We start from the raw sequence: 23,954 nt of genomic DNA on the forward strand, positions 1-23,954 counted from the left end.
AGGAGAACGGCCGTGTCGAACAGCACGGTGCCTCGGGCCAGGGCCGAGGCCGATGCGACGAAGAAGACCCCGGTGGCGTCCGGCGACGCCACCGGCCCCCGGAAGGGCAAGCCGAGCACGGGGAAGCTCAGCCTGCGACTGAGGTTCCGTCGGGACCGCGTACTGCTGCTGATGACGCTGCCGGCCGTCCTGCTGGTACTGCTCTTCAACTACGTACCGATCCTCGGCAACGTCGTCGCCTTCCAGGAGTACGACCCCTACATCAGCGACAACGGGATCGTCTCCATCCTGCACAGCCCCTGGGTGGGGCTGGAGAACTTCCAGCGGATCTTCGAGGACTCCGCCTTCTGGAACTCGGTGCAGAACACGCTGGTGCTCTTCGTGCTCCAGCTCGTCCTGTACTTCCCCGTCCCCATCCTGCTCGCGCTGCTCATCAACAGCGTGGTCCGGCCCCGCGTCCGGGCCGTCGCGCAGGCCATCCTCTACCTGCCGCACTTCTTCTCCTGGGTGCTGGTCATCGCCGTCTTCCAGCAGCTGCTCGGCGGAGCGGGGCTCCTCTCCCAGCTGCTGCGCGACCACGGGTACGACGGGCTCAGCCTCATGACCGACCCGGAGACCTTCAAGTTCCTGGTCACCGCGCAGAGCGTGTGGAAGGACGCCGGCTGGGGGATCATCGTCTTCCTCGCCGCCCTCGCCTCGGTCAGCCCCGACCTGTACGAGGCCGCCGCGATGGACGGCGCCAACCGCTGGCGCCGCATGTGGCACGTCACGCTGCCCGCCCTGCGCCCGGTGATCGCCCTGCTGCTGGTGCTGCGCGTCGGCGACGCCCTGACGGTCGGTTTCGAACAGATCCTCCTGCAACGCGACGCCGTCGGACCGGGAGCCGCGGAGGTCCTCGACACCTTCGTGTGGTGGAACGGCGTGCGCAACCAGGACTTCGGCTACGCCGCCGCCGCGGGGCTGGTCAAGGGCGTCATCAGTCTGGGCCTGGTCCTCATCGCGAACAAGGTGGCCCACCTCATGGGCGAGCAGGGGGTGTACAAGAAGTGACCGCCGTTCAGGAAACGACCGCCGTGAGCCACGAACCCGCACGCAGGCCGAGCCGCTGGGCGGCCCCGCCCCGGCCGGTGTGGGAGGAGAAGCCCAGCCCGGCCGGGCTCGCCGGCAAGGGCCTGGTCCTGCTCCTGGCCTGCCTGGGCATCCTGTTCCCGCTGTGGATCGTCGTCGTCACCAGCCTCTCCTCGCGCAAGGCCATCGACGAGGCCGGCGGTCTGGTGATGATCCCGACGGACATCACCTTCGTCGCCTACCAGGAACTGCTCAGCGGCGGCCAGGTCACCCGGGCCGCGCTCGTCAGCATCGGCGTCACCCTCGTCGGCACCCTGTTCTCGATGGCGGTGTCGGTGCTGTGCGCCTACGGGCTGTCCCGCAGCGGCTCGCTGGGCCACCGCTGGATCCTCATGGTGCTGCTGGCCACGATGTTCTTCAGCGCGGGCCTCATCCCCACCTACCTGCTGGTGCAGTCCCTGGGCCTGACCGACAGCTACCTGGCGCTGATCCTGCCCAGCGCGATCAGCGTCTTCAACATCCTGGTGCTGCGCGGCTTCTTCATGGGCATCTCGCAGGAACTGATCGACAGCGCCCGCATCGACGGCGCCGGGGACCTGCGCATCCTGTGGCAGATCGTGCTGCCGCTGTCCCGCGCGGTCGTCGCGGTGATCACCCTGTTCTACGCCGTCGGCTACTGGAGCGCATGGTTCAACGCCTCCCTGTACCTCAACGACCAGGACATGCTGCCCCTGCAGAACGTCATGATCCAGCTCGTGCAGAAGCAGGAGGCGCCGGTCGGCCTCGGCCAGGCGATCAAGACCGGTGAGCTGTCCGGCCTGGCTGTGCAGATGGCCGTCATGGTCATGGCCCTGTTGCCCGTCGCCGTGCTGTCGCCCTTCGTCCAGCGCCACTTCAAGAAGGGGATGCTGACCGGCGCGGTCAAGGGCTGACGCCGGCCCCTCGATCGCCGCCGTGGCCGTCCGCCCCTCGATCCCCGCCGTGGCCACCCGCCCCTTGATCCCCGCCGTGGCCGTCCGCTCCTGACCAGCGGCCGGCCACGACGGACCCCTCACGCACGCCCCGCCCCGTCCCTCCCCGAGCCGCACAGAACGAGGTATGTCATGCATGCGTCCGTGTCACGCCCGAGCCGGCGTGCCGTTCTCGCCGGGACCGCGGCCGCCGCCGCACTCACCGCCGTCCCCGTCGCACCCCGGCGTGCGCACGCCGCCGAGGACGCGGCGGACGGCACCGCCGCCTACCGCTGGCGCAACGTCGTCATCGGCGGCACCGGATTCATCACCGGCGTGCTCTTCCACCCCCGCGTCCGCGGTCTCGCCTACGCCCGTACCGACATCGGCGGCGCCTACCGCTGGGACGACCGCGCCGCCCGCTGGACCCCGCTGCTCGACCACATCGGCTGGGACGACTGGAACCTCCTGGGCGTCGAGGCGATGGCCGTCGACCCCGCCCACCCGGACCGGCTCTACCTGGCCTGCGGCACCTATTCCCAGGCGTGGTCGGGCAACGGCGCGATCCTGCGCTCCGAGGACCGGGGCAGGACCTGGCGGCGCACCGACCTCACCGTGAAGCTCGGCGCCAACGAGGACGGCCGGGGCACCGGCGAGCGGCTGCTGGTCGACCCCCGCGACAGCGACACCCTCTGGCTGGGCACCCGGCACGACGGCCTGTGGAGGTCGTCCGACCGTGGCGCCACCTGGGCCCCCGCCCCCGGCTTCCCCGCCACCGCGACCGCCACCGGTCAGGGCGTGACCCTCCTCGTGGCCGCGGGCCGCACCGTCCACGCCGGCTGGGGCGACGCCGACGGCAGCGCACCGAACCTGTTCCGCACGACCGACGGCACCACCTGGCACGCCGTCCCCGGGCAGCCCTCCGGCACCGCGGCCAAGGTCCCGGTCCGCGCCGCGTACGAGGCCCACAGCCGTGAGCTGTACGTGACGTACGCCGACGCACCCGGACCCAACGGGCAGTCCACCGGCAGCGTGCACAAGCTGCGCACCACCGACGGCCGCTGGACCGACGTCACACCGGTCGAGCCGGGAGGCACCGGCGACGACGGCTCCACCGACAGCTTCGGATACGGAGGCGTCGCCGTCGACGCCCGCCGCCCCGGCACCGTCGTCGTCTCCACCAACAACCGGTGGGCGGCCGTCGACACGCTGTTCCGGACCACCGACGGAGGCCGCACCTGGACGTCCCTCAAGGAGTCCGCCGTCCTAGACGTGTCCGAGACCCCCTACCTGCGGTGGGGCGAGGAGCAGCCCAAGTTCGGCTGGTGGATCCAGGCCGTCGCCCTCGACCCGTACGACTCGAAGCACCTCGTGTACGGCACCGGCGCCACCCTCTACGGCACCCGCGACCTGCGCCACTGGGCCCCGCAGATCCGCGGCCTGGAGGAGACGTCCGTGACCCAGCTGATCTCACCCCCGCGCGGGCGGGCCCACCTGCTCAGCGGGTCGCGGGACATCGGCGTCATGTACCACGAGCGGCTCACGGCGTCCCCGGCGCGCGGCATGGCCACCAACCCGGTGTCCGGATCGGCGACCGGACTCGCGCAGGCCGCGCGCAGACCGGCGTACGTCGTGCGGGCGGGCTGGGGAGACCACGGCAACGGCGCCTACTCGCGCGACGGCGGGATCACCTGGGCGCCCTTCGCGTCCCAGCCCGGCATCGCCAAGGACGCCCCGGGACCGATCGCGACCAACGCCGACGGCAGTGTGCTGCTGTGGTCCTTCGTGCACTGGGACGGCACCAAGCACCCGGCATACCGCTCGGCGGACAACGGCACGACCTGGACCGAGGTCCCCTCCTTCCCCAAGGGCGCCACGCCGGTCGCCGACCCGGTGGACCCGACGGTGCTCTACGCCTACGACACCGATGCGGGGACGCTGCTCGCCAGCGCGGACGGCGGCCGCTCCTTCACCGCCCGCGCGACCGGACTACCCGCCGGCGACAGCCAGTTCAAGCTGGTCGCGGCGCCCGGCCGGAGCGGCGACCTGTGGCTGAGCACCAAGTGGAACGGCCTCTACCGCTCCACCGACGGCGGCACCACCTTCACCAAGGTCGACAGCTGCTGGGCCTCCCACACCCTCGGCTTCGGCAAGGCCGCCGACGGCGCCGACTACCCGGCGATCTACCAGGTCGGCTCCACCGAGGCCATCACCGCCGTCTACCGCTCCGACGACGAGGCGCGGACCTGGACGCGGATCAACGACGACCAGCACCAGTGGGGCTGGACCGGCGAGACCATCACCGGCGACCCCCGCGTCCACGGCCGCGTCTACCTCGCCACCAACGGGCGCGGCATCCAGTACGGAGAACCGACCTGATGCCCAGCCTCGCGGACACCACCCGCAACCGCGTCCTCTTCGGAGGCGACTACAACCCCGAGCAGTGGCCGGAGGAGACCTGGCACGAGGACGTCCGCCTGATGAAGGCCGCCGGCGTCAACTCGGTCACCCTCGGCGTCTTCTCCTGGGCGAGGCTCGAACCGCGCCCCGGCGCGTACGAATTCGGCTGGCTGGACCGCCTCATGGACCTGATGCACACGCACGGCATCGGCGTCGTCCTCGCCACCCCCACCGCGTCGCCCCCGCCGTGGCTGGGCCGGCTGCACCCGGACACCCTGCCCGTCGACGAGGACGGCCGCACCGAGCGGTGGGGCGGACGCCAGCACTTCTCGCACTCCAGCGCCACCTACCGCCGCCACGCCGCCGCCGTCACCGAGGCCCTGGCCGCCCGCTACGCCGGCCACCCCGCGCTCACGATGTGGCACATCAACAACGAGTACTGCACCTCCGACCACGGCGACGAGGCCGCCGTCCGCTTCCGCCGCTGGCTCAAGGACAGGTACTCCACCCTCGACGCCCTCAACACCGCCTGGGGCACGGCCTTCTGGAGCCAGGGCTACGGCGACTGGGAGGAGATCCTCCCGGCCCGCCGCACCCACTACCTGAAGAACCCCACCCAGGTGCTGGACTTCCGGCGCTTCACCTCCGACATGCTCCTGGAGTGCTTCACCGCGGAGCGCGACATCGTCCGACGCCACACCCCGCACCTGCCGGTCACCACCAACTTCATGCCGCTGTGGTTCGGCCAGGACGCCTGGCGCTGGGCCGAGGAGGAGGACGTCGTCTCCGTCGACCTCTACCCGGACCCGCGCGACCCCCTCGGCGCCCAGCACGGCGCCCTCGTCCAGGACATGACCCGCTCCCAGGCGCGCGGCCCGTGGATGCTCATGGAGCAGGCGGCCGGACCGGTCAACTGGCGCGGCGCCAACCACCCCAAGCCGCGCGGCCTCAACCGCCTGTGGTCGTTGCAGGCCGTGGCGCGCGGCGCCGACGCCGTCTGCTACTTCCAGTGGCGGCAGTCGAGGCAGGGGGCCGAGAAGTTCCACTCCGGGATGGTCGGTCACGCGGGGGAGCGGGGGCGGACGTACCAGGAGGTCAGGCAGCTCGGCGCGGACCTGGCGAAGCTCGGCCCGCACGTGGCGGGCACCCACGTCACGGCCGACGTCGCAGTCCTGCACGACTGGCACTCCTGGTGGGCCGGCGCCCAGGACGGCCGCCCCTCCACCCGCTTCGACTACCCGGACGTCCTGCACGCCTGGCACTGGGCCCTGTGGGAGGCCCACCTCACCACCGACTTCGCCCACCCCGAACACGACCTCACCCCCTACCGCGTGGTCGTCGTGCCCCAGCTCTACGCCCTCACCGACGCCGCGATCGACAACCTCCTGGCCCACGTCCGCCGCGGCGGCACCCTCGTCTGCGGTTTCCTCACCGGCATCGCCGACGAGGACGACCGGGTCAGGCCCGGCGGCATGGACGCCCGGCTGCGCGAGCTGTTCGGCATCCGGACCCTGCACGAGTGGTGGCCGCTGGAGACGGAGGAGACCGCCGCCTGCGACGGATTCCGGGGCACCCTGTGGTCGGAGGAGATCGAACCCGACGGCACCGCCACCGAGACCGTCCCCTACAAGGGCGGCGAGCTGGACGGGCTCCCGGCCGTCCTGCGCAAGGACCGCGCCTGGTACGTCTCCACCCTCCCCGAGCCCGGGGCGCTGCGCGACCTCCTCACCCGCGCCTGTGCCGACGCGGGCGTCCGCCCGGTGCTCGACGGACTCCCGGCCGAGGTCGAGGCCGTACGCCGCGGAGAGCAGCTGTTCCTCCTCCACCACGGCCGCGAACCGGTCACCGTCGACGTCCCCGGCACCCACCGGGACCTGCTGACCGGCGAGACCGTCACCGACCGCGTCACCCTCGGCCGCTACGGCGTCGCTGTCCTCACGGAGCCGGCCTCATGACGGGCGCACCCGCATCCGGCGCGGCCACGAGCGGCACGCCCGTCCACGGCACCTGGGAGCCCGAACCGGCCGCCCGCTGGGAGGACGCCTTCCTGAGCGGCAACGGCCGCCACGGCGCCCTCGTGTTCGGCGATCCGCACGCCGACCGGGTCGTCGTCACCCACCACACCCTCGTCCGCCCCGCCGGCGACGAGGAGCACCGCCGGCCACCCCGGCTCGCCGCCGAACTCCCCGCCCTCCAGGACCGCCTGCTGAGCGGCGACACCACCGCGGCCGAGGGCTTCACCGACGGCCGCCCGCTGCAATGGGTGCGCCCCTTCCACCCCGCCTTCCGGCTCCGCCTGAACCGGCCGCCCGGCGACACCGACGCCCCCTACTGCCGCCGGGTCGACTTCACCACCGGCGAGACCACCGCCACCTGCGGCGCCTGGACCAGCCGTGTCTTCGTCTCCCGCGCCGACGACGTGATCGTCCAGCAGGTCACCGCCCCGCACCTCACCCTCGACCTGTCCCTCGACCCCGGCCTGCCCGGCGCCCCCGCAGGGCTCGGCGTCGGCCACGGCGCCGTCCTCACCCCCGAGGGCGCCCTGCTCAGCCTGCGCGCCCGGTACCCCGGCGACAGCGGCCTGGCGTACACCGGCGTCACCCTGGTCGCCGTCACCGGCGGCACCACGAAGCTGGTACCGCCCGGTGTACTCGTCGAGGGCGCAACGGAGGTCCTGCTCCTCACCCGGGTGCGCCGGCACACCGGCGAGCTGGACGCGGTCGCCGAGGGCCGCGCCCTGCGCGACCTGCCGGACGGGGCGTCGTACGAGGGCCTCCTCGCCCGCCACCTCGCCCTGCACCGCACCGCCTACGACCGCGTCACCCTCGACCTCGCCGCCGACCCCGCCGAACGCGCCCTGCCGGGCTCCGCGCTGCTCGAACGCCCGCGCGGCACGGCGCTCCTGGAACGGCTCTTCGCGGCCGGCCGCTACCACCTGCTCTCCGCCAGCGGGATGCTGCCGCCCCGCCTGACCGGCCTGTGGACCGGCGACTGGGACACGGCCTGGTCGGGAGCGTTCACCACCAACGCCAACCTCAACCTCCAGACCGCCTCCGCGGCCGCCGCCGCCCTCCCCGAGGTCACCGAGGCACACGCGGCCCTCGTCCACCGGCAGCTCCCGGACTGGCGGGACAACGCCCGCGCGATCTTCGGCACCCGGGGCGTCGTCGCTCCCTCCCACACCGACGGCGAGTCCGGGCACACGTACCACTTCAGCCGCGAGTACCCCCTGCACCTGTGGACGGCGGGCGCCGACTGGCTGCTGAAGCCCCTCGTCGACCACGACGAGACGTACGGCACCCGCGACCCCCGCACCACCGCCGCGCTCGCCGAAACCGCCCTGTTCTACGAGGACTTCCTCACCCGCACCGACGAGAACGGCCATGTGGCCGTCGTCCCCTCCTACTCGCCGGAGAACCGCCCCGCGAACGCGAGTTGGGGCACCGTCGACGCGGCCATGGACCTCTCCGCCGCCCGGCACGCCCTGCTGACCGCCGCCGACCGCCACCCCGAGCACGCCGACCGCTGGCGCGCGCTCGCCGACCGCCTCCCGCCCCACCGGGTCAACGCCGACGGCGCGCTCGCCGAATGGGCCCGGCCGGGCCTGACGGACACCTACGACCACCGCCACCTCAGCCACCTCTACGGCGTCTGGCCGCTCGACGAGATCAACCCCTACGACACCCCCGGACTCGCCGAGGCCGCCCACCGCGCCCTCGAACTGCGCGGCGCCGAGAACGACTCCGCCCACGGCCACCTCCACCACGCCCTGATCGCCGCACGCCTGCGCGACGGCGACCGGGTCGCCCACGCCCTCGGCCGGGTGCTCGACGGCGACTACTTCCACGCCTCCCTGATGAGCGCGCACTACCCCCACCGAGACGTCTACAACGCGGACGCCGCACACGCCCTGCCGGCCGTGCTCATCGAGATGCTCGTGCAGTCCACCCCCGGCCGGCTGGTCCTGCTGCCCGCCCTCCCGGCGTCCTGCCAGCAGGGCGAGATCAAGGGCGTACGCACCCGGTTCGGGGCTGTACTCGACCTCGCCTGGACGCCCGGCGGCGAGGCGACGGCCGTCCTGCGCCCAGGCCGCACGCACCGCATCGAACTCAGGACTCCCTCCGGCACCGAACCGCTCGACCTCGTCGCCGGAGAGGACCGCGTCATCAGCGTGAAGACGCGGTAGCACCCGCGCACCTCCCCCCACCCATGGAAGGAAACGCCATGGCACCACGCACCCGCACCCTGACCGCCCTGCTGGCCCCGGCCCTCGCGCTAGGCGCCACCGCCGGCCTCGCCTCCGCCCCCGCCCAGGCAGCCGTCTGGAACTCCTGCGACCAGTGGGGCAACACGACCCTGAACGGCTACACCCTCTACAACAACATCTGGGGCTCCGGCGCCGGCAGCCAGTGCGTCTGGGCCAACTCCGGCACCGAATGGGGCGTCTGGGCCGACCACCCGAACACCGGCGGCATCAAGTCCTACCCGAACGCCAAGAAGGTGATCAACAAGCCGATCGCCTCCCTCGGGTCGCTCCGCAGCAGCTACGACGTCACGGTCCCGACGTCCGGCGCGTACAACACCTCGTACGACATCTGGGACACGGACTACGACTACGAGATCATGCTCTGGGTCAACCACAACGGCGCCGTCGGCCCGCTGGGCACCGCGCAGGGGACCGTCAGTCTCGGCGGTCACACCTGGAACGTCTACAAGGGCGACAACGGGGCCAACGAGGTCTTCTCGTTCCTTCGCACCTCGGACTCGAACTCCGGCACCGTCGACATCCTGCCGATCCTGAAGTGGATCAAGGACACCAAGGGCTGGATGGGCAACGAGACCATCGGTGACGTGCAGTTCGGCTACGAGATCACCTCGTCCGCGGGAGGACTCGACTTCCGCACCGACAACCTGACGGTCAGCGGCGGCTGACGCCACCGCACCACGGCCGGGGGCCGGCCCCATCCGGGGCCGGTCCCTTCGCGTCCGCCTCCGGTCTACTCCGCGACGGGCAGCCGCGCCCCGTCCCGCAGGAACAGCGGAATCCGGTCCAGCGGCGCGTCCACCGTCACGGCGGCCCCGCCCTCGTACGTCTCGCCCGTCCACGCGTCCGTCCAGCGCGCGCCCGCCGGAAGATACGCCGTGCGCTCCGTCGCCCCGGCCGTCAGCACCGGTGCGACCAGCAGGTCCCGGCCGAGGAGGTAGGCGTCGTCGACGTCCCACGCGGCCCGGTCCTCGGGGAACTCCAAGAACAGCGGCCGCATCACCGGCAGCCCGTCCTCGTGCGCCTCGCGCATGACGTCCAGGACGTAGGGCTTCAGCCGCTCGCGCAGCCACAGGTACCTCTCCAGGACCGGGTACGCCTCCTCGCCGTAGGACCACACCTCGTTCGGGCCGCCGGTCATGTCCGGGCCCAGCGGCATCCCGGGGTCGCGGAAGCCGTGCAGGCGCATCAGCGGGGACAGCGCGCCGAACTGGAACCAGCGGACCAGCACCTCCCGGTACGCCGGGTCGTCCGGGTCGCCGCCGTGGAAGCCGCCGATGTCCGTGTTCCACCAGGGGATGCCGGAGAGGGCGGTGTTCAGACCGGCCGCGACCTGGCGGCGCAGGGTCGCGAAGTCGGTGCCGATGTCCCCGGACCACAGCGCGGCGCCGTGGCGCTGACTGCCCGCCCACGCCGAGCGGTTGAGGGTGATCACCTCGTCCACGCCGGCGGCGCGCAGGCCCTCGTCGAAGGCGCGGGAGTTCTCGGCCGGGTACAGGTTCCCGACCTCCAGTCCCGGCCCCGCCCAGTAGCGCAGGTTCTCCGGGAAGCCGGGCTTCAGCTCGGGCTCGCAGGCGTCCAGCCAGAAGGCGGTGATGCCGTACGGGTCGAGGTAGTTCTCCTTGACCCTCGACCACACGAACTCGCGGGCCTCGGGGTTGGTGGCGTCGTAGAAGGCCACCTGGACCGTGGACGCGACCTCCTTGTCCGGCCAGTCGGCGTGCGCCATCGGGCCGTACTGGGTGCCGATGAACCAGCCGCGCTGCTCCATGACCGGATGGTTCTCGGAGAGCGGGGACACCGACGGCCAGACGCTCACCACCAGCTTGATGCCCAGCTCGTCCAGCTCACGGACCATGGCGGCCGGGTCGGGCCACTCGGCGGGGTCGAACTTCCACTCGCCCAGGTGTGTCCAGTGGAAGAAGTCGCAGACGATGGCGTCGATGGGGAGTCCGCGCCGCTTGTACTCCCGAGCGACGGCGAGGAGTTCGTCCTGCGTGCGGTAGCGCAGCTTGCACTGCCAGAAGCCCGCCGCCCACGCCGGCAGCATGGGCGTACGGCCGGTCACCGCGCTGTAGCGGCGCTGGGTGTCGGCCGGTGTGCCGGCGGTGATCCAGTAGTCGATCTGGCGGGCGGAGTCGGCGACCCAGCGCGTGCCGTTGTGGGCCAGCTCCACGCGCCCGATCGCCGGGTTGTTCCACAGCAGCGTGTAGCCGCGGCTGGAGGTGAGGACGGGTATGGACACCTCGGCGTTGCGCTGGACCAGGTCCACGACCAGGCCCTTCTGGTCGAGGCGGCCGTGCTGGTGCTGGCCGAGGCCGTACAGCTTCTCGTCGTCGTAGGCGGCGAACCGCTGCTCCAGCCGGTGGTACCCGTTGCCGACCGCCGTGTACAGGCGCGGGCCGGGCCACCAGAAGTGGGCGCGCTCCTCGGCCAGCAGCTCACCGCCGTCGGCCGTCCGCACGAAGCGGACCAGTCCCTCGGCGTCGACCTCCGCGGTCAGCGCCCCCACGGTCAGCGTGGCGTGCCCGCCCTCGATCTTGACGGTGCTCCCGGTCGCCGGGACGTCCGGGAGCAGGGCGCCCGGGAGATCCTCCAGCACGGGGCCGCCGAGCCGGGCCCGGACCCGGACCGCGTCCGGCCCCCACGGCTCGATCCGTACGGTTTCCTGACGGCCGCTCCACTCCAGCGCCCCGTCCCGCTCGCGGAGCGTGCCGACGGTGGGGGAGGACTGGGCGAGGCTGACCTTGGGCGGTGTCTGGGCAGGCTGAGTCACGAGGCATGCTCCTGGGGAGTTCCTGTGGGTGGAAGAGGCACTGCGGGAGGAAGGCCGTGCGGGAGGAACGCGAGCGAGGAAGGTCCGAGGCTCGGTGAGAGGGGCCGGGAGAGGACTGGCTGGGAGAGGACGGCCCCAGGGACGACGGGCCAGGGGAGGGGCAGCGCTACGACCGGACGGGTGCCGGGCCCGAGCTGGCCCGCACCGTCAGCTCCGGCGCGAGCAGCACGACCTCGTCGCTGCCGTGCCCGTCGAGCTTGGCGATCAGCTGCTCCACGGCGCGGCGGCCCATCTCCTGCGCGGGCACGGCGACGGACGTGAGCCGCACCGAGGCCTGGACGGCGACCTGCTCGGGGCAGACCGCGACCACCGACACGTCCTCGGGCACCGCCCGGCCCTGCTGGCGCAACAGGGCGAGCAGCGGCTCGACCGCCGACTCGTTCTGGACGACGAACCCGGTGGTGTCCGGGCGCTCGTCGAAGACCCGGGCCAAGGTGGCGGCCATCGCGTCGTACCCGCCCTCGCAGGGCCGGTGCAGCAGCCGCAGCCCCAGCTCCCGCGCGCGGGAACGCAGCCCGTCGAGCGTGCGCTCGGCGAAGCCGGTGTGCCGTTCGTAGACCGCGGGGGCCTCGCCGATGACGGCGATGTCGCGGTGCCCCAGCTTCGCCAGGTGCTCCACGCACAGCGCGCCGGTCGCCCGGAAGTCGAGGTCGACGCAGGTCAGCCCCGTGGTGTCGGCGGGCAGCCCGATCAGCACGGAAGGCTGGTCGGTGCCCCGCAGCAGCGGCAGCCGCTCGTCGTCGAGTTCGACGTCCATCAGGATCATCGCGTCGGCGAGCCCGCTCCCGGTGACGCGGCGCACCGCGTCGGGGCCCTCCTCGCCGGTCAGCAGCAGGATGTCGTACCCGTGGGTGCGTGCGGTGGTCGCGACCGCGATGGCGATCTCCATCATCACCGGCACGTACATGTCCGTGCGCAGCGGGATCATCAGCGCGATGATGTTCGACCTGCTGCTGGCCAGGGCGCGGGCGCCGGCGTTCGGGTGGTAGCCGAGCTCCCGGATGCTCTCCTCGACCCGCAGGCGGGTGGTGGTGGAGATGGACCGCTTGCCGCTGAGGACGTAGCTCACCGTGCTCGCCGAGACTCCGGCGTGCTGGGCGACCTCGGCGAGGGTGACCATCCAGCTCTCCAAGATGTGTGAAGCGCTTCGACAGCGCGCGGGGCGGGCAACTACGGGTGAGGGTGGTTCGACAGTAGCTTCACCGAGGGTGAGTGTCCATAGTCTGTCGAAGCGCTTCGACAGCTTTGTCCCCCGCAGCCCTGCCCGGGGTGCGTCGGCCGAACGGCCGCACGAAGGGTGGTGGGGCCGTCCGTAATCGGGTACATACGATCGGGTAGCACCGACTAGTAACGTACGTCCGCAAGTTCGCGTATGACGAATCGCGGCGACCTCCGCGGGCGTACCGTCCCCCGATGCCGATTCGCGGCGAGGTGAGCCTCATGTCCGCACCAACCACCCCCTCCTCCCGACCCACCGTCACCGAACGTGAGGCCCGCCAGGTCGCGGAGGCGGCCCGCGAACAGGACTGGCGCAAGCCGAGCTTCGCCAAGGAGCTCTTCCTCGGCCGCTTCCGTCTCGACCTCATCCACCCCCACCCGCTCCCCGCCGACCAGGACGTCCAGCGCGGCGAGGAGTTCCTCGCCAAGCTGCGCGACTTCTGCGAGACGAAGATCGACGGAGCCGTGATCGAGCGCGACGCCCGCATCCCGGACGAGGTGATCACCGGGCTGAAGGAGCTGGGCGCCTTCGGCATGAAGATCGACACCAAGTACGGCGGTCTCGGCCTCACCCAGGTCTACTACAACAAGGCCCTCGCCCTGGTCGGGTCCGCGAACCCCGCGATCGGCGCGCTGCTCTCCGCCCACCAGTCGATCGGCGTGCCGCAGCCGCTGAAGATGTTCGGCACCCAGGAGCAGAAGGACACGTTCCTGCCGCGCTGCGCCCGCACCGACATCTCGGCGTTCCTGCTGACCGAGCCGGACGTCGGCTCCGACCCGGCCCGCCTGGCCACCACGGCCGTCCGGGACGGCGACGACTACGTCCTCGACGGCGTGAAGCTGTGGACCACCAACGGCGTCGTCGCCGACCTGCTGGTCGTCATGGCCCGCGTCCCGAAGTCCGCGGACGGGACGGGCGGCAAGGGCGGCATCACCGCCTTCGTCGTGGAGGCCGCCTCCGAGGGCGTCACCGTCGAGAACCGCAACGCCTTCATGGGCCTGCGCGGCCTGGAGAACGGCGTCACCCGCTTCCACCGGGTGCGCGTGCCGGCCGCGAACCGCATCGGCCCGGAGGGCGCCGGCCTCAAGATCGCCCTCACCACCCTCAACACCGGCCGCCTCTCCCTGCCCGCCATGTGCGTGGGCGCCGGCAAGTGGTGCCTGAAGATCGCCCGTGAGTGGTCGGCGGTGCGCGAGCAGTGGGGCAAGCCGGTCGCGCTGCACGAGGCGGTGGGCGCCAAGATCTCCTTCATCGCGGCGACGACCTTCGCCCTCGAAGCCGTCCTGGACCTCTCCTCCCAGATGGCCGACGAGGACCGCAACGACATCCGCATCGAGGCGGCCCTCGCCAAGCTCTACGGCTCGGAGATGGCCTGGCTGATGGCCGACGAGCTGGTCCAGATCCGCGGCGGCCGGGGCTTCGAGACCGCGGCCTCCCTCGAGGCCCGCGGCGAACGCGCGGTCCCCGCCGAACAGCTCCTGCGCGACCTGCGCATCAACCGCATCTTCGAGGGCTCCACCGAGATCATGCACCTGCTGATCGCGCGCGAGGCCGTCGACGCCCACCTCTCGGTCGCCGGCGACCTGATCGACCCCGACAAGACCCTGTCCGACAAGGCGCGGGCGGGCGCGCAGGCGGGCGTCTTCTACGCCAAGTGGCTGCCGAAGCTCATCGCCGGACCGGGACAGCTCCCGCGCTCGTACGCCGACTTCCACCCGCCCGGTCACCGGGACCTGTCCGGGCACCTGCGCTACGTCGAACGCACCGCCCGCAAGCTCGCCCGCTCCACCTTCTACGCCATGTCCCGCTGGCAGGGCCGGATGGAGACCAAGCAGGGCTTCCTGGGCCGGATCGTCGACATCGGCGCGGAGCTGTTCGCGATGAGCGCCGCCTGCGTCCGCGCCGAGCACCTGCGCGCCGAGGGCGACCACGGCCGCGAGGCCTACCAGCTCGCGGACGCCTTCTGCCGCCAGGCCCGCATCCGCGTCGAGGAACTCTTCGGCCGCCTGTGGACCAACACTGACGACACCGACCGCAAGGTCGTCAAGGGCGTACTGGGCGGCGCCTACGAGTGGCTGGAGCAGGGCATCGTCGATCCGTCGGGCGAAGGCCCCTGGATCGCGGACGCCACCCCCGGAGAAACACGGCGCGCCAACGTCCACCGGCCCATCAGGTAGGACGGTCGCGCGTCAGGGTTCCCGCCGGGGCGCGTCAGGGTTCCCGCCGGGGCCGTCCGCGCCCCGGCGGGAACGCCGGAAGGGCCCCGCCCCTACCCCCTGCGGGCAGCGCGACACCCGTGCGAGGGACGCGCTGTCCTCCCGGAGGGCCGTTGCGGCCACAATGGGGGAATGAGCGACAGTCCAGCCCCCCTCGCCGACCCCCACCTCGTGTACGACCCGGTGGCGGGCGACGGCCCGAAGGACGTGGTGATCCTCGGGTCCACCGGGTCGATCGGGACCCAGGCCATCGACCTCGTGCTGCGCAACCCGGACCGCTTCCGGGTCACCGCCCTGTCCGCCAACGGCGGCCGGGTCGCCCTCCTCGCCGAGCAGGCGTACCGGCTGAAGGCGCGGACCGTCGCCGTCGCCCGCGAGGACGTCGTACCGGCGCTGCGGGAAGCCCTGAGGGCGCAGTACGGCAGCGGGGAGCCGCTCCCCGAGATCCTCGCCGGGCCGGACGCGGCCACCCAGGTCGCCGCCTCCGACTGCCACACCGTCCTCAACGGCATCACCGGCTCCATCGGGCTCGCCCCGACCCTGGCCGCCCTGGAAGCGGGCCGCACCCTCGCGCTCGCCAACAAGGAATCGCTCATCGTGGGCGGCCCGCTGGTCAAGGCCCTCGCCAAGCCGGGGCAGATCATCCCGGTCGACTCCGAGCACGCCGCCCTCTTCCAGGCGCTGGCCGCCGGCACCCGCGCCGACGTGCGCAAGCTGGTCGTCACCGCATCCGGCGGCCCCTTCCGGGGACGCACCAGGGAGCAGCTGGCGGCCGTCACCGTCGAGGACGCCCTCGCCCACCCCACCTGGGCCATGGGCCCGGTGATCACGATCAACTCGGCCACCCTCGTCAACAAGGGCCTGGAGGTGATCGAGGCCCACCTCCTCTACGACATTCCCTTCGACCGCATTGAGGTGGTCGTGCACCCGCAGTCGTATGTCCACTCGATGGTCGAGTACACGGACGGATCGACACTGGCCCACGCCACGCCCCCCGACATGGGCGGGCCCATCGCCGTCGGCCTCGGCTGGCCCGAACGCGTCCCCGACGCCGCCCCCACCTTCGACTGGAGCAAGGCCTCGACCTGGGAGTTCTTCCCGCTCGACAACGAGGCCTTCCCCTCGGTGAACCTGGCCCGGCACGTCGGGCAGCTCGCGGGCACGGCCCCGGCGGTGTTCAATGCCGCCAACGAGGAGTGCGTCGAGGCGTTCCGCTCCGGCGCGCTGCCGTATCTCGGGATCATGGAGACCGTCACGCGGGTGGTCGAGGAACACGGCACCCCCCGTACGGGAACCTCGCTCACCGTCCCGGACGTCCTCGAAGCGGAGACCTGGGCACGCGCCCGGGCCCGGCAACTGGCGGCACAGACGGCGGAGGCCCGTGCATGACGACCCTGATGTTCATCCTCGGCATAGTCGTCTTCGCGGTCGGCCTGCTGTTCTCGATCGCCTGGCACGAGCTGGGGCACCTCTCCACCGCCAAGATGTTCGGCATCCGCGTGCCGCAGTACATGGTCGGCTTCGGGCCGACGCTCTTCTCGCGGAAGAGGGGCGAGACCGAGTACGGCGTCAAGGCCATCCCGTTCGGCGGCTACATCCGCATGATCGGCATGTTCCCGCCCGGCGCCGACGGCAAGCTGGAGGCCCGCTCCACCTCGCCCTGGCGCGGCATGATCGAGGACGCCCGCTCGGCCGCCTTCGAGGAACTGCAGCCCGGTGACGAGAAGCGCCTGTTCTACACGCGCAAGCCGTGGAAGCGCGTCATCGTGATGTTCGCCGGTCCGTTCATGAACCTCGTCCTGGCGGTGGTGCTCTTCCTCACCGTCCTGATGGGCTTCGGCATCTCCCAGCAGACCACCACCGTCAGCTCCGTCTCCCAGTGCGTCATCTCGCAGAGCGAGAACCGCGACGACTGCACCAAGTCCGACCCGGCCTCGCCGGCCGCCGCGGCCGGTCTCCGCGCGGGCGACAAGATCGTCGCCTTCGACGGCGTACGCACCGACGACTGGGACCGCCTGTCCAACATGATCCGCGCCAACCCCGGCGAGACGGTGCCGGTCGTCGTCGAGCGCGACGGCCGGGAGATGACCCTCCAGGCGACCATCGCCACCAACCAGGTCGCGAAGAAGGACGCCAACGGACAGATCGTCGAGGGCGAGTACGTCACCGCCGGCTTCCTCGGCTTCAGCGCCGCCACCGGCGTGGTCAAACAGGACTTCGGCCAGTCCGTGACGTGGATGGGCGACCGGGTCGGAGACGCCGTCGACTCCCTGGCCGCGCTGCCGTCCAAGATCCCCGCCCTGTGGGACGCGGCCTTCGGCGACGGACCCCGCGAGGCCGACTCCCCGATGGGCGTCGTCGGCGCCGCCCGGGTCGGCGGTGAGATCGCCACCCTCGACATCCCGCCCACCCAGCAGCTCGCGATGTTCGTCATGCTGGTGGCCGGCTTCAACCTCTCCCTGTTCCTCTTCAACATGCTCCCGCTGCTGCCGCTGGACGGCGGCCACATCGCGGGCGCCCTGTGGGAGTCGCTGCGCCGGAACGCGGCCAAGGTGCTGCGCCGCCCGGACCCCGGACCGTTCGACGTGGCGAAGCTGATGCCGGTGGCCTACGTGGTGGCGGGCATCTTCGTCTGCTTCACACTGCTCGTCCTGGTGGCGGACGTCGTCAACCCGGTACGGATCAGCTGATCCCCGTACGAACCAGACCTTTCGTATGGTCCGACGTGAAGCCCGATCCAGGGAGTATGTCCCTCCGGACCGGGCTTCACGCCCGTCGTACGGCAGATGGACGCCAAAGGGCGCATCTCCCGTACACCGTGTGCCGGACGTTCATGTCCGTGCCGTAATCTCGAATGCCGGAGCCCGCCGCTGACGGGACCGGACCTTGATCCACGACTTGGGGTTGCACAGCAGATGACTGCGATTTCTCTCGGCATGCCGGACGTTCCGACCAGGCTCGCGGAGCGCCGCAAGAGCCGGCAGATCCAGGTCGGGCCCGTGGCGGTGGGCGGCGACGCCCCCGTGTCCGTGCAGTCCATGACCACGACCCGTACGTCCGACATCGGCGCGACCCTCCAGCAGATCGCCGAGCTGACGGCGTCCGGCTGCCAGATCGTGCGCGTGGCCTGCCCCACCCAGGACGACGCCGACGCCCTCCCGGTGATCGCGAAGAAGTCGCAGATCCCGGTGATCGCCGACATCCACTTCCAGCCGAAGTACGTGTTCGCCGCGATCGAGGCGGGCTGCGCGGCGGTCCGGGTGAACCCGGGCAACATCAAGAAGTTCGACGACCAGGTCAAGGAGATCGCCAAGGCGGCCAAGGACCACGGCACGCCGATCCGCATCGGCGTGAACGCGGGCTCCCTGGACCGGCGCCTGCTCCAGAAGTACGGCAAGGCGACCCCCGAGGCCCTGGCCGAGTCCGCCCTGTGGGAGGCGTCCCTCTTCGAGGAGCACGACTTCCGGGACATCAAGATCTCCGTCAAGCACAACGACCCGGTCGTCATGGTCGAGGCGTACCGCCAGCTCGCCGCCCAGTGCGACTACCCGCTCCACCTCGGCGTCACCGAGGCCGGACCCGCCTTCCAGGGCACCATCAAGTCCGCCGTCGCCTTCGGCGCGCTGCTCTCCCAGGGCATCGGCGACACCATCCGGGTCTCCCTCTCCGCCCCGCCGGTCGAGGAGATCAAGGTCGGCATCCAGATCCTGGAATCGCTGAACCTGCGCCAGCGCGGCCTGGAGATCGTCTCCTGCCCGTCCTGCGGCCGCGCCCAGGTCGATGTCTACAAGCTCGCCGAGGAAGTCACCGCCGGCCTGACCGGCATGGACGTCCCGCTGCGCGTCGCCGTCATGGGCTGCGTCGTCAACGGCCCGGGCGAGGCCCGCGAGGCCGACCTCGGCGTGGCTTCCGGCAACGGCAAGGGCCAGATCTTCGTCAAGGGCGAGGTAATCAAGACCGTCCCCGAGTCCAAGATCGTGGAGACCCTCATCGAGGAGGCCATGAAGATCGCCGAGCAGATGGAGGCCGACGGCGTGACCTCCGGCGAGCCCTCGGTGTCCGTCGCGGGCTGACCCACCGCCGCTCCTGCCGCGTCGCCCCGGGGGGCGGCGCGGCATATTCGTGGCAGGTACAGTGCGGAGACCAGCAGATCTCAGGGTGAGGCCCCCGCACGTGTTGACGCAGACCACCTCCCGCGTGCTCGAACCGAGCGACCTGGACGCCGCGCTCGCCATCCTCGACCGCGAGCCGGTCGCGAACGCCTTCGTGACCGCCCGGGTGCAGATCGCCGGGCTCGACCCGTGGCGTCTCGGCGGCGAGATGTGGGGCTGGTACGAGCACGGCATGCTGACGTCCCTGTGCTACGCGGGCGCCAACCTCGTCCCCATCTGCGCCACCCCGCGCGCCGTCCGCGCCTTCGCCGACCGCGCCCGGCGGGCCGGCCGCCGCTGCTCCTCCATCGTCGGCCCCGCCGACACCACCGCCCAGCTGTGGCGGCTCCTCGAACCCGGCTGGGGCCCCGCCCGCGAGGTACGCGCCCACCAGCCCCTCATGGTCGCCGACCACCTCCCCGCCGACATCGCCCCCGACCCGTACGTCCGCCGCGTCCGCAAGGACGAGATGGAGCGGATCATGCCGGCCTGCGTGGCGATGTTCACCGAGGAGGTCGGCATCTCGCCGCTGGCCGGCGACGGCGGCCTCCTCTACCAGGCCCGGGTCGCCGAACTCGTCGGCTCCGGCCGCTCCTTCGCCCGCTTCGACGCCGACGGCAAGGTCGTCTTCAAGGCCGAGATCGGCGCCGCCACCGACCGCGCCTGCCAGATCCAGGGCGTGTGGGTGGCCCCCGAGTACCGGGGCAGGGGCCTCGCGGCACCGGGCATGGCGGCGGTCCTGCGCTACGCCCTGGCGGACGTCGCCCCCGTGGTGAGCCTGTACGTCAACGACTTCAACACGGCGGCCCGACGCACGTACCGAAGGGTGGGCTTCCGAGAGGTGGGCGCCTTCATGAGCGTGCTGTTCTGAAGCCGTCACCCCCGAGGCGCGGGGGACCGGGCACACCACCGGAACGCCCCTGTAGGCTCCCCGCCATGGACGTCGTGATCGGCCCGCTGGACCTCTCCGCCCACGTCGACGAGGCCCTGGCCGTCCAGGCCGCCGCCTTCGGACTCGGCCCCGACGAGGTCGCCGTCCGGCGCCAGATCGTCCTGCGTCACATGACCTACCCCGGTGCCCGAGCCCTCGGCGCAACCGTCGGCGGCCACCTCGTCGGCTTCGTCTACGGCATGCCCAACGACCGCTCCCACTGGTGGTCCACCGTCGTCGAGCCCTACCTCCGCGCCCAGGGCAACGACGCCTGGCTCGACGACTCCTTCGTCATCACCGAACTCCACGTCCACCCGGCCCACCAGAAGCACGGCGTCGGCCGCACCCTGATCACCACGATCACCGACGCCGCCACCCAGCCCCGCTCGATCCTCTCCGCGATCGACACCGAGAGCCCGGCCCGCGGCCTCTACCGCTCCCTCGGCTACCAGGACCTCGCCCGACGGGTCCTCTTCCCCAGCGCCCCCAAGCCGTACGCGGTGATGGGAGCCCCGCTCCCGCTGCGCAGGCGGTCACCGGCCGGTCGATAACCGATTTCCACCGCACCGGACCACCCGGCTAACCTCCTAGCACCACCCTTACGCAGCAGGAGACACGAGAACCATGGCCAACGCACAGGTCCAGCGCATGTCGAAGTTGATGGCGAAGACGCTGCGCGACGACCCGGCGGACGCCGAGGTCCTCAGCCACAAGCTGCTGGTCCGCGCCGGGTACGTGCGCCGCACCGCCGCCGGTCTGTGGAGCTGGCTGCCGCTCGGCAAGAAGGTCCTCGGCAACATCGAGCGCATCGTCCGCGAGGAGATGGACGCCATCGGCGCCCAGGAGGTCCAGCTCCCCGCCCTGCTGCCGCGCGAGCCCTACGAGGCCACCGGCCGCTGGGACGAGTACGGCCCCGAACTCTTCCGGCTCCAGGACCGCAAGGGCGGCGACTACCTCCTCGGCCCCACCCACGAGGAGATCTTCACCCTCCTGGTGAAGGACCAGGCGTCCTCCTACAAGGACCTGCCGGTCATCCTCTACCAGATCCAGAACAAGTACCGCGACGAGGCCCGCCCCCGGGCCGGCATCCTGCGCGGCCGCGAGTTCCTGATGAAGGACTCCTACTCCTTCGACGTCGCCGACGAGGGCCTCGCCGAGTCCTACGCCCTGCACCGCGCCGCCTACCAGCGCATCTTCGAGCGCCTGGGCCTCGACTACCGCATCTGCGCCGCGACCGCCGGCGCGATGGGCGGCTCCAAGTCCGAGGAGTTCCTGGCCCCCGCCGAGGCCGGCGAGGACACCTTCGCGGACTGCCCGAACTGCGACTTCGCCGCCAACACCGAGGCGATCACCTACGCCCTCCAGCCGGTGGACGCGACGGACGCACCCGCCGCCGAGGAGATCCCCACCCCCGACACCCCGACCATCGAGACCCTGGCCGCCTCCCTCGGCGTCCCGGCCTCCGCCACCCTCAAGAACCTCCTCGTCAAGGTGGACGGCGAGATTGTCGCGGTGGGCGTCCCCGGCGACCGCGAGGTCGACATGGACAAGGTCGAGGCGCACTTCGCCCCGGCCGCCGTCGAGCTGGTCACCGCCGAGGACTTCGTCGGCCGCCCCGACCTGGTCCGCGGCTACGTCGGCCCGCAGGGACTGGGCGAGAAGGTCAAGTACATCGCCGACCCCCGCGTGGCCCCCGGCACCGCCTGGATCACCGGCGCCAACAAGGAGCACACACACGCGAAGAACGTCGTCGCCGGCCGCGACTTCGAGGTCGACGCGTACGTGGACGTGGTCGTCGTCCGGGAGGGCGACCCCTGCCCGAAGTGCGGCACCGGCCTCAAGCTCGACCGCGCCATCGAGATCGGCCACATCTTCCAGCTCGGTCGCAAGTACACCGACGCCCTCAAGCTCGACGTGCTCGGCCAGAACGGCAAGCCGGCCCGCGTCACCATGGGCTCCTACGGCATCGGCGTCTCCCGCGCGGTGGCGGCCCTCGCGGAGCAGCACGCCGACGAGAAGGGCCTCGTCTGGTCCAAGGAGGTCGCCCCGGCCGACGTCCACGTCGTCGCCGCCGGCAAGGCCCTGCAGACCGAGCTGGCCCTGGAGGTCTCCGAGAAGCTGTCCGCCGCCGGCGTCCGCGTCCTGGTGGACGACCGCGCGGGCGTCTCCCCGGGCGTCAAGTTCACCGACGCCGAGCTGATCGGCGTCCCGCAGATCCTGGTCGCCGGCCGCCGCTCCGCCGAGGGCGTGGTCGAGCTGAAGGACCGCCGCACCGGCGAGCGCGAGGAAGTAACGGTCGAAGAGGCCATCACCCGCCTCACCAGCTGACGGGCCCCGGGGGTGGGCACGCCCACCCCCACTGGCGCGTCGCCCCCTGGGGGCGGGTGCTGCGGCCCATAGCTTCCGTCTGCACCCGTGCGCGTCGGGCTGGGGGCACGGCCCGGCGTCTCCCTGCGCACCCGGCGTGGGCGTTGGGTGGGTGTCGCGGCCCGGCGCTGCGGGGTGCCGCTGCGCCCACCCTCCCCCACTCTCGGCTTCGCTCGAGCGGGGGGACCCCCATCGCCCCAGCGGCACGACTGCCCGCAGCTACGCGGCACTCGCTGGGATAGCGCGGAGCCCGGGCGGTTGCGCACCCCGCGTGCACGGAAAGTCGCGTACGGCGGGAAGGGGACGTGTCGGGGGGTGTCCGCCCGCAGCAGTTGGCGCGTCCGCGCCGTTCACCCCCGTAGCCGACCGATTCCGCGCCGTTCCGAGGACGGACACCCCCCGGCGCGGCCCCGACCCACAGCACAACCGAACGCGCTACCCGCACCCCCACCGAACCCGCACAGGCTGCCGGAGGCACCCCGCCCCACCGCCGGAGGCACCCCGCCCCACCGCCGGAGGCACCCCGCCCCACCGCCGGAGGCACCCCGCCCCACCGCCGGAGGCACCCCGCCCCACCGCCGGAGGCACCCCGCCCCACCGCCGGAGGCACCCGCCGGAGGCCGACTCACAGCCAGCCCGCGAACTCCAACAACAGTTCCGCGTCCTGCTCCCGCCCCACCCGCCGGGCCCGCACCCCCGACTCCACGGCCCGGAACAGCGTCCACCCCCGCAGCCGCTCCTGATCCACCTCCAGCGACTCCGCGAGCCGCTTGATCCGGCGCCGGGTCGTCGAGGCCCCCGAGGGCTGCGCGACGAGATCCTCCACCCGGTCCCGCACCAGCCGCGCCAGATCGAAGGCGCTCTCGCCGACCACCGGGTCGGGCCCCACGGCCAGCCATGGCATCCGGTCCCCGGCGAGCACCTTGCTCTGCCGGAACGTGCCGTGCAGAAGCCGCTGCTCAGGAGCCCCGGCCAGCAGCTCCCCGCGCACCGCGACCGCCGCGTCGACCAGCGGCGCCACCTCCGGGTCGGTCACCGCGCCCGCCCGCATCGCCTCCGCCTGCCGCCCGGTCCGCTCCGCCACGGTCTCGAAGGGGTGACCGGCGGGCGGCTCCACCCACAGCCGGCGCAGCGTCCCCGCGGCCTCCAGCAGCGCCTTCGACTCGGGCAACGACCGCACCGACACGTCCGGATGCAGCCGCTCCAGCAGCAGCACGCCCTCCGCGCCGTCCGGCTCGTCGAGCAACTGCACGGCGCCCAGCCCGTTCCAGTGGGCGAGCGCGGCCCGCTCACTCTCCGGCCGCGCCCGGCGCGGGGCCAGCTTCAGCACCGCCGGCGTCCCGTCGGACCTGCGCACCAGGACGACCAGGCTGCTGCGCCCGCCGGGCACCTGCACCCGCTCCACGGTCAGCTCGCGCAGCTCCACGGCCCGCTCGGCCGCCGCGGGCAGCTTCTCCAACCAGTCGTCACCGTCCGGTGCCGTCTCACCGAGCGCCCTGACCAGACGCCGCGGCGGTTCGAAAGCCATGCGCGAGCCGTTCCCTTCCCGTAC

Annotated in this window: 16 protein-coding genes; 13 read left to right on the plus strand and 3 right to left on the minus strand. The window is 72.1% G+C overall.

Annotated features, from left to right (window positions below; translation table 11 throughout):
* Positions 1–12 precede the first annotated feature (12 nt).
* The 6 genes from ACLIN4_RS25795 (at position 13) to ACLIN4_RS25820 (ending at position 9,350) form a co-directional block, all read left to right on the plus strand.
* Positions 13–1,050: an ABC transporter permease gene (locus ACLIN4_RS25795; protein ID WP_107478787.1), complete on the plus strand. Its 1,038-nt coding sequence runs from the start codon at positions 13–15 to the stop codon at positions 1,048–1,050.
* A gap of 23 nt (positions 1,051–1,073) precedes the next feature.
* The gene (locus tag ACLIN4_RS25800; protein ID WP_107478788.1) at positions 1,074–2,000 is read left to right on the plus strand and encodes a carbohydrate ABC transporter permease; all 927 of its coding nucleotides are present in this window, start codon (positions 1,074–1,076) and stop codon (positions 1,998–2,000) included.
* A gap of 171 nt (positions 2,001–2,171) precedes the next feature.
* The gene (locus ACLIN4_RS25805) at positions 2,172–4,397 is read left to right on the plus strand and encodes a 1,4-beta-glucanase (RefSeq protein WP_411576272.1); all 2,226 of its coding nucleotides are present in this window, start codon (positions 2,172–2,174) and stop codon (positions 4,395–4,397) included.
* Complete coding sequence (locus ACLIN4_RS25810) at positions 4,397–6,373, plus strand: beta-galactosidase (RefSeq protein WP_411576273.1); 1,977 nt, start codon at positions 4,397–4,399, stop codon at positions 6,371–6,373. The genes ACLIN4_RS25805 and ACLIN4_RS25810 overlap by 1 nt, the downstream gene beginning before the upstream one ends.
* Positions 6,370–8,604, plus strand: a complete 2,235-nt coding sequence (locus ACLIN4_RS25815) for a glycosyl hydrolase family 95 catalytic domain-containing protein (RefSeq protein WP_411576274.1) — start codon at positions 6,370–6,372, stop codon at positions 8,602–8,604. Before ACLIN4_RS25810 ends, ACLIN4_RS25815 begins: the two co-directional genes overlap by 4 nt.
* A gap of 38 nt (positions 8,605–8,642) precedes the next feature.
* Positions 8,643–9,350, plus strand: a complete 708-nt coding sequence (locus tag ACLIN4_RS25820) for a glycoside hydrolase family 12 protein (RefSeq protein WP_411576275.1) — start codon at positions 8,643–8,645, stop codon at positions 9,348–9,350.
* A gap of 65 nt (positions 9,351–9,415) precedes the next feature.
* On the opposite strand, the gene ACLIN4_RS25825 is transcribed toward ACLIN4_RS25820, so the two are convergent.
* Entirely contained in the window at positions 9,416–11,458 is a 2,043-nt protein-coding gene (locus ACLIN4_RS25825) for a TIM-barrel domain-containing protein (RefSeq protein ID WP_411576276.1), read from the minus strand.
* A 166-nt stretch (positions 11,459–11,624) separates the two neighbouring features.
* Positions 11,625–12,638 (minus strand): LacI family DNA-binding transcriptional regulator, encoded by a 1,014-nt coding sequence (locus ACLIN4_RS25830; RefSeq protein WP_381912621.1) that lies wholly within the window; start codon positions 12,636–12,638, stop codon positions 11,625–11,627.
* A 320-nt stretch (positions 12,639–12,958) separates the two neighbouring features.
* Between ACLIN4_RS25830 and ACLIN4_RS25835 the strand changes: the two genes are divergently transcribed.
* The 7 genes from ACLIN4_RS25835 to ACLIN4_RS25865 all read left to right on the plus strand — a co-directional run bounded on the left by ACLIN4_RS25835 (position 12,959) and on the right by ACLIN4_RS25865 (position 22,363).
* The gene (locus ACLIN4_RS25835) at positions 12,959–14,914 is read left to right on the plus strand and encodes an acyl-CoA dehydrogenase family protein (RefSeq protein ID WP_290013397.1); all 1,956 of its coding nucleotides are present in this window, start codon (positions 12,959–12,961) and stop codon (positions 14,912–14,914) included.
* Between the two features lie 171 nt (positions 14,915–15,085).
* Entirely contained in the window at positions 15,086–16,342 is a 1,257-nt protein-coding gene (gene dxr, locus ACLIN4_RS25840) for a 1-deoxy-D-xylulose-5-phosphate reductoisomerase (protein ID WP_219184834.1), read from the plus strand.
* Between the two features lie 8 nt (positions 16,343–16,350).
* Positions 16,351–17,643: a M50 family metallopeptidase gene (locus ACLIN4_RS25845; protein WP_289910857.1), complete on the plus strand. Its 1,293-nt coding sequence runs from the start codon at positions 16,351–16,353 to the stop codon at positions 17,641–17,643.
* Positions 17,644–17,868: 225 nt separating this feature from the next.
* Positions 17,869–19,026, plus strand: coding sequence for a flavodoxin-dependent (E)-4-hydroxy-3-methylbut-2-enyl-diphosphate synthase (gene ispG, locus ACLIN4_RS25850; RefSeq protein ID WP_100046236.1), 1,158 nt, complete (start codon positions 17,869–17,871; stop codon positions 19,024–19,026).
* A gap of 100 nt (positions 19,027–19,126) precedes the next feature.
* Positions 19,127–19,975 carry a GNAT family N-acetyltransferase gene (locus tag ACLIN4_RS25855; protein ID WP_107480465.1) on the plus strand — a complete coding sequence of 283 codons (849 nt, stop codon included), beginning with the start codon at positions 19,127–19,129 and terminating at the stop codon, positions 19,973–19,975.
* A gap of 65 nt (positions 19,976–20,040) precedes the next feature.
* Entirely contained in the window at positions 20,041–20,586 is a 546-nt protein-coding gene (locus ACLIN4_RS25860) for a GNAT family N-acetyltransferase (protein ID WP_289913118.1), read from the plus strand.
* Between the two features lie 73 nt (positions 20,587–20,659).
* Positions 20,660–22,363 carry a proline--tRNA ligase gene (locus ACLIN4_RS25865; protein ID WP_100046239.1) on the plus strand — a complete coding sequence of 568 codons (1,704 nt, stop codon included), beginning with the start codon at positions 20,660–20,662 and terminating at the stop codon, positions 22,361–22,363.
* 664 nt (positions 22,364–23,027) lie between these two features.
* Here the strand turns inward: ACLIN4_RS25865 and ACLIN4_RS25870 are convergent.
* Positions 23,028–23,930 (minus strand): aminoglycoside phosphotransferase family protein, encoded by a 903-nt coding sequence (locus tag ACLIN4_RS25870; protein WP_107480405.1) that lies wholly within the window; start codon positions 23,928–23,930, stop codon positions 23,028–23,030.
* Positions 23,931–23,954: the final 24 nt, after the last annotated feature.

It is taken from the genome of Streptomyces mutabilis, from assembly GCF_046628145.1.
Classification (GTDB): Bacteria; Actinomycetota; Actinomycetes; order Streptomycetales; family Streptomycetaceae; genus Streptomyces; species Streptomyces mutabilis.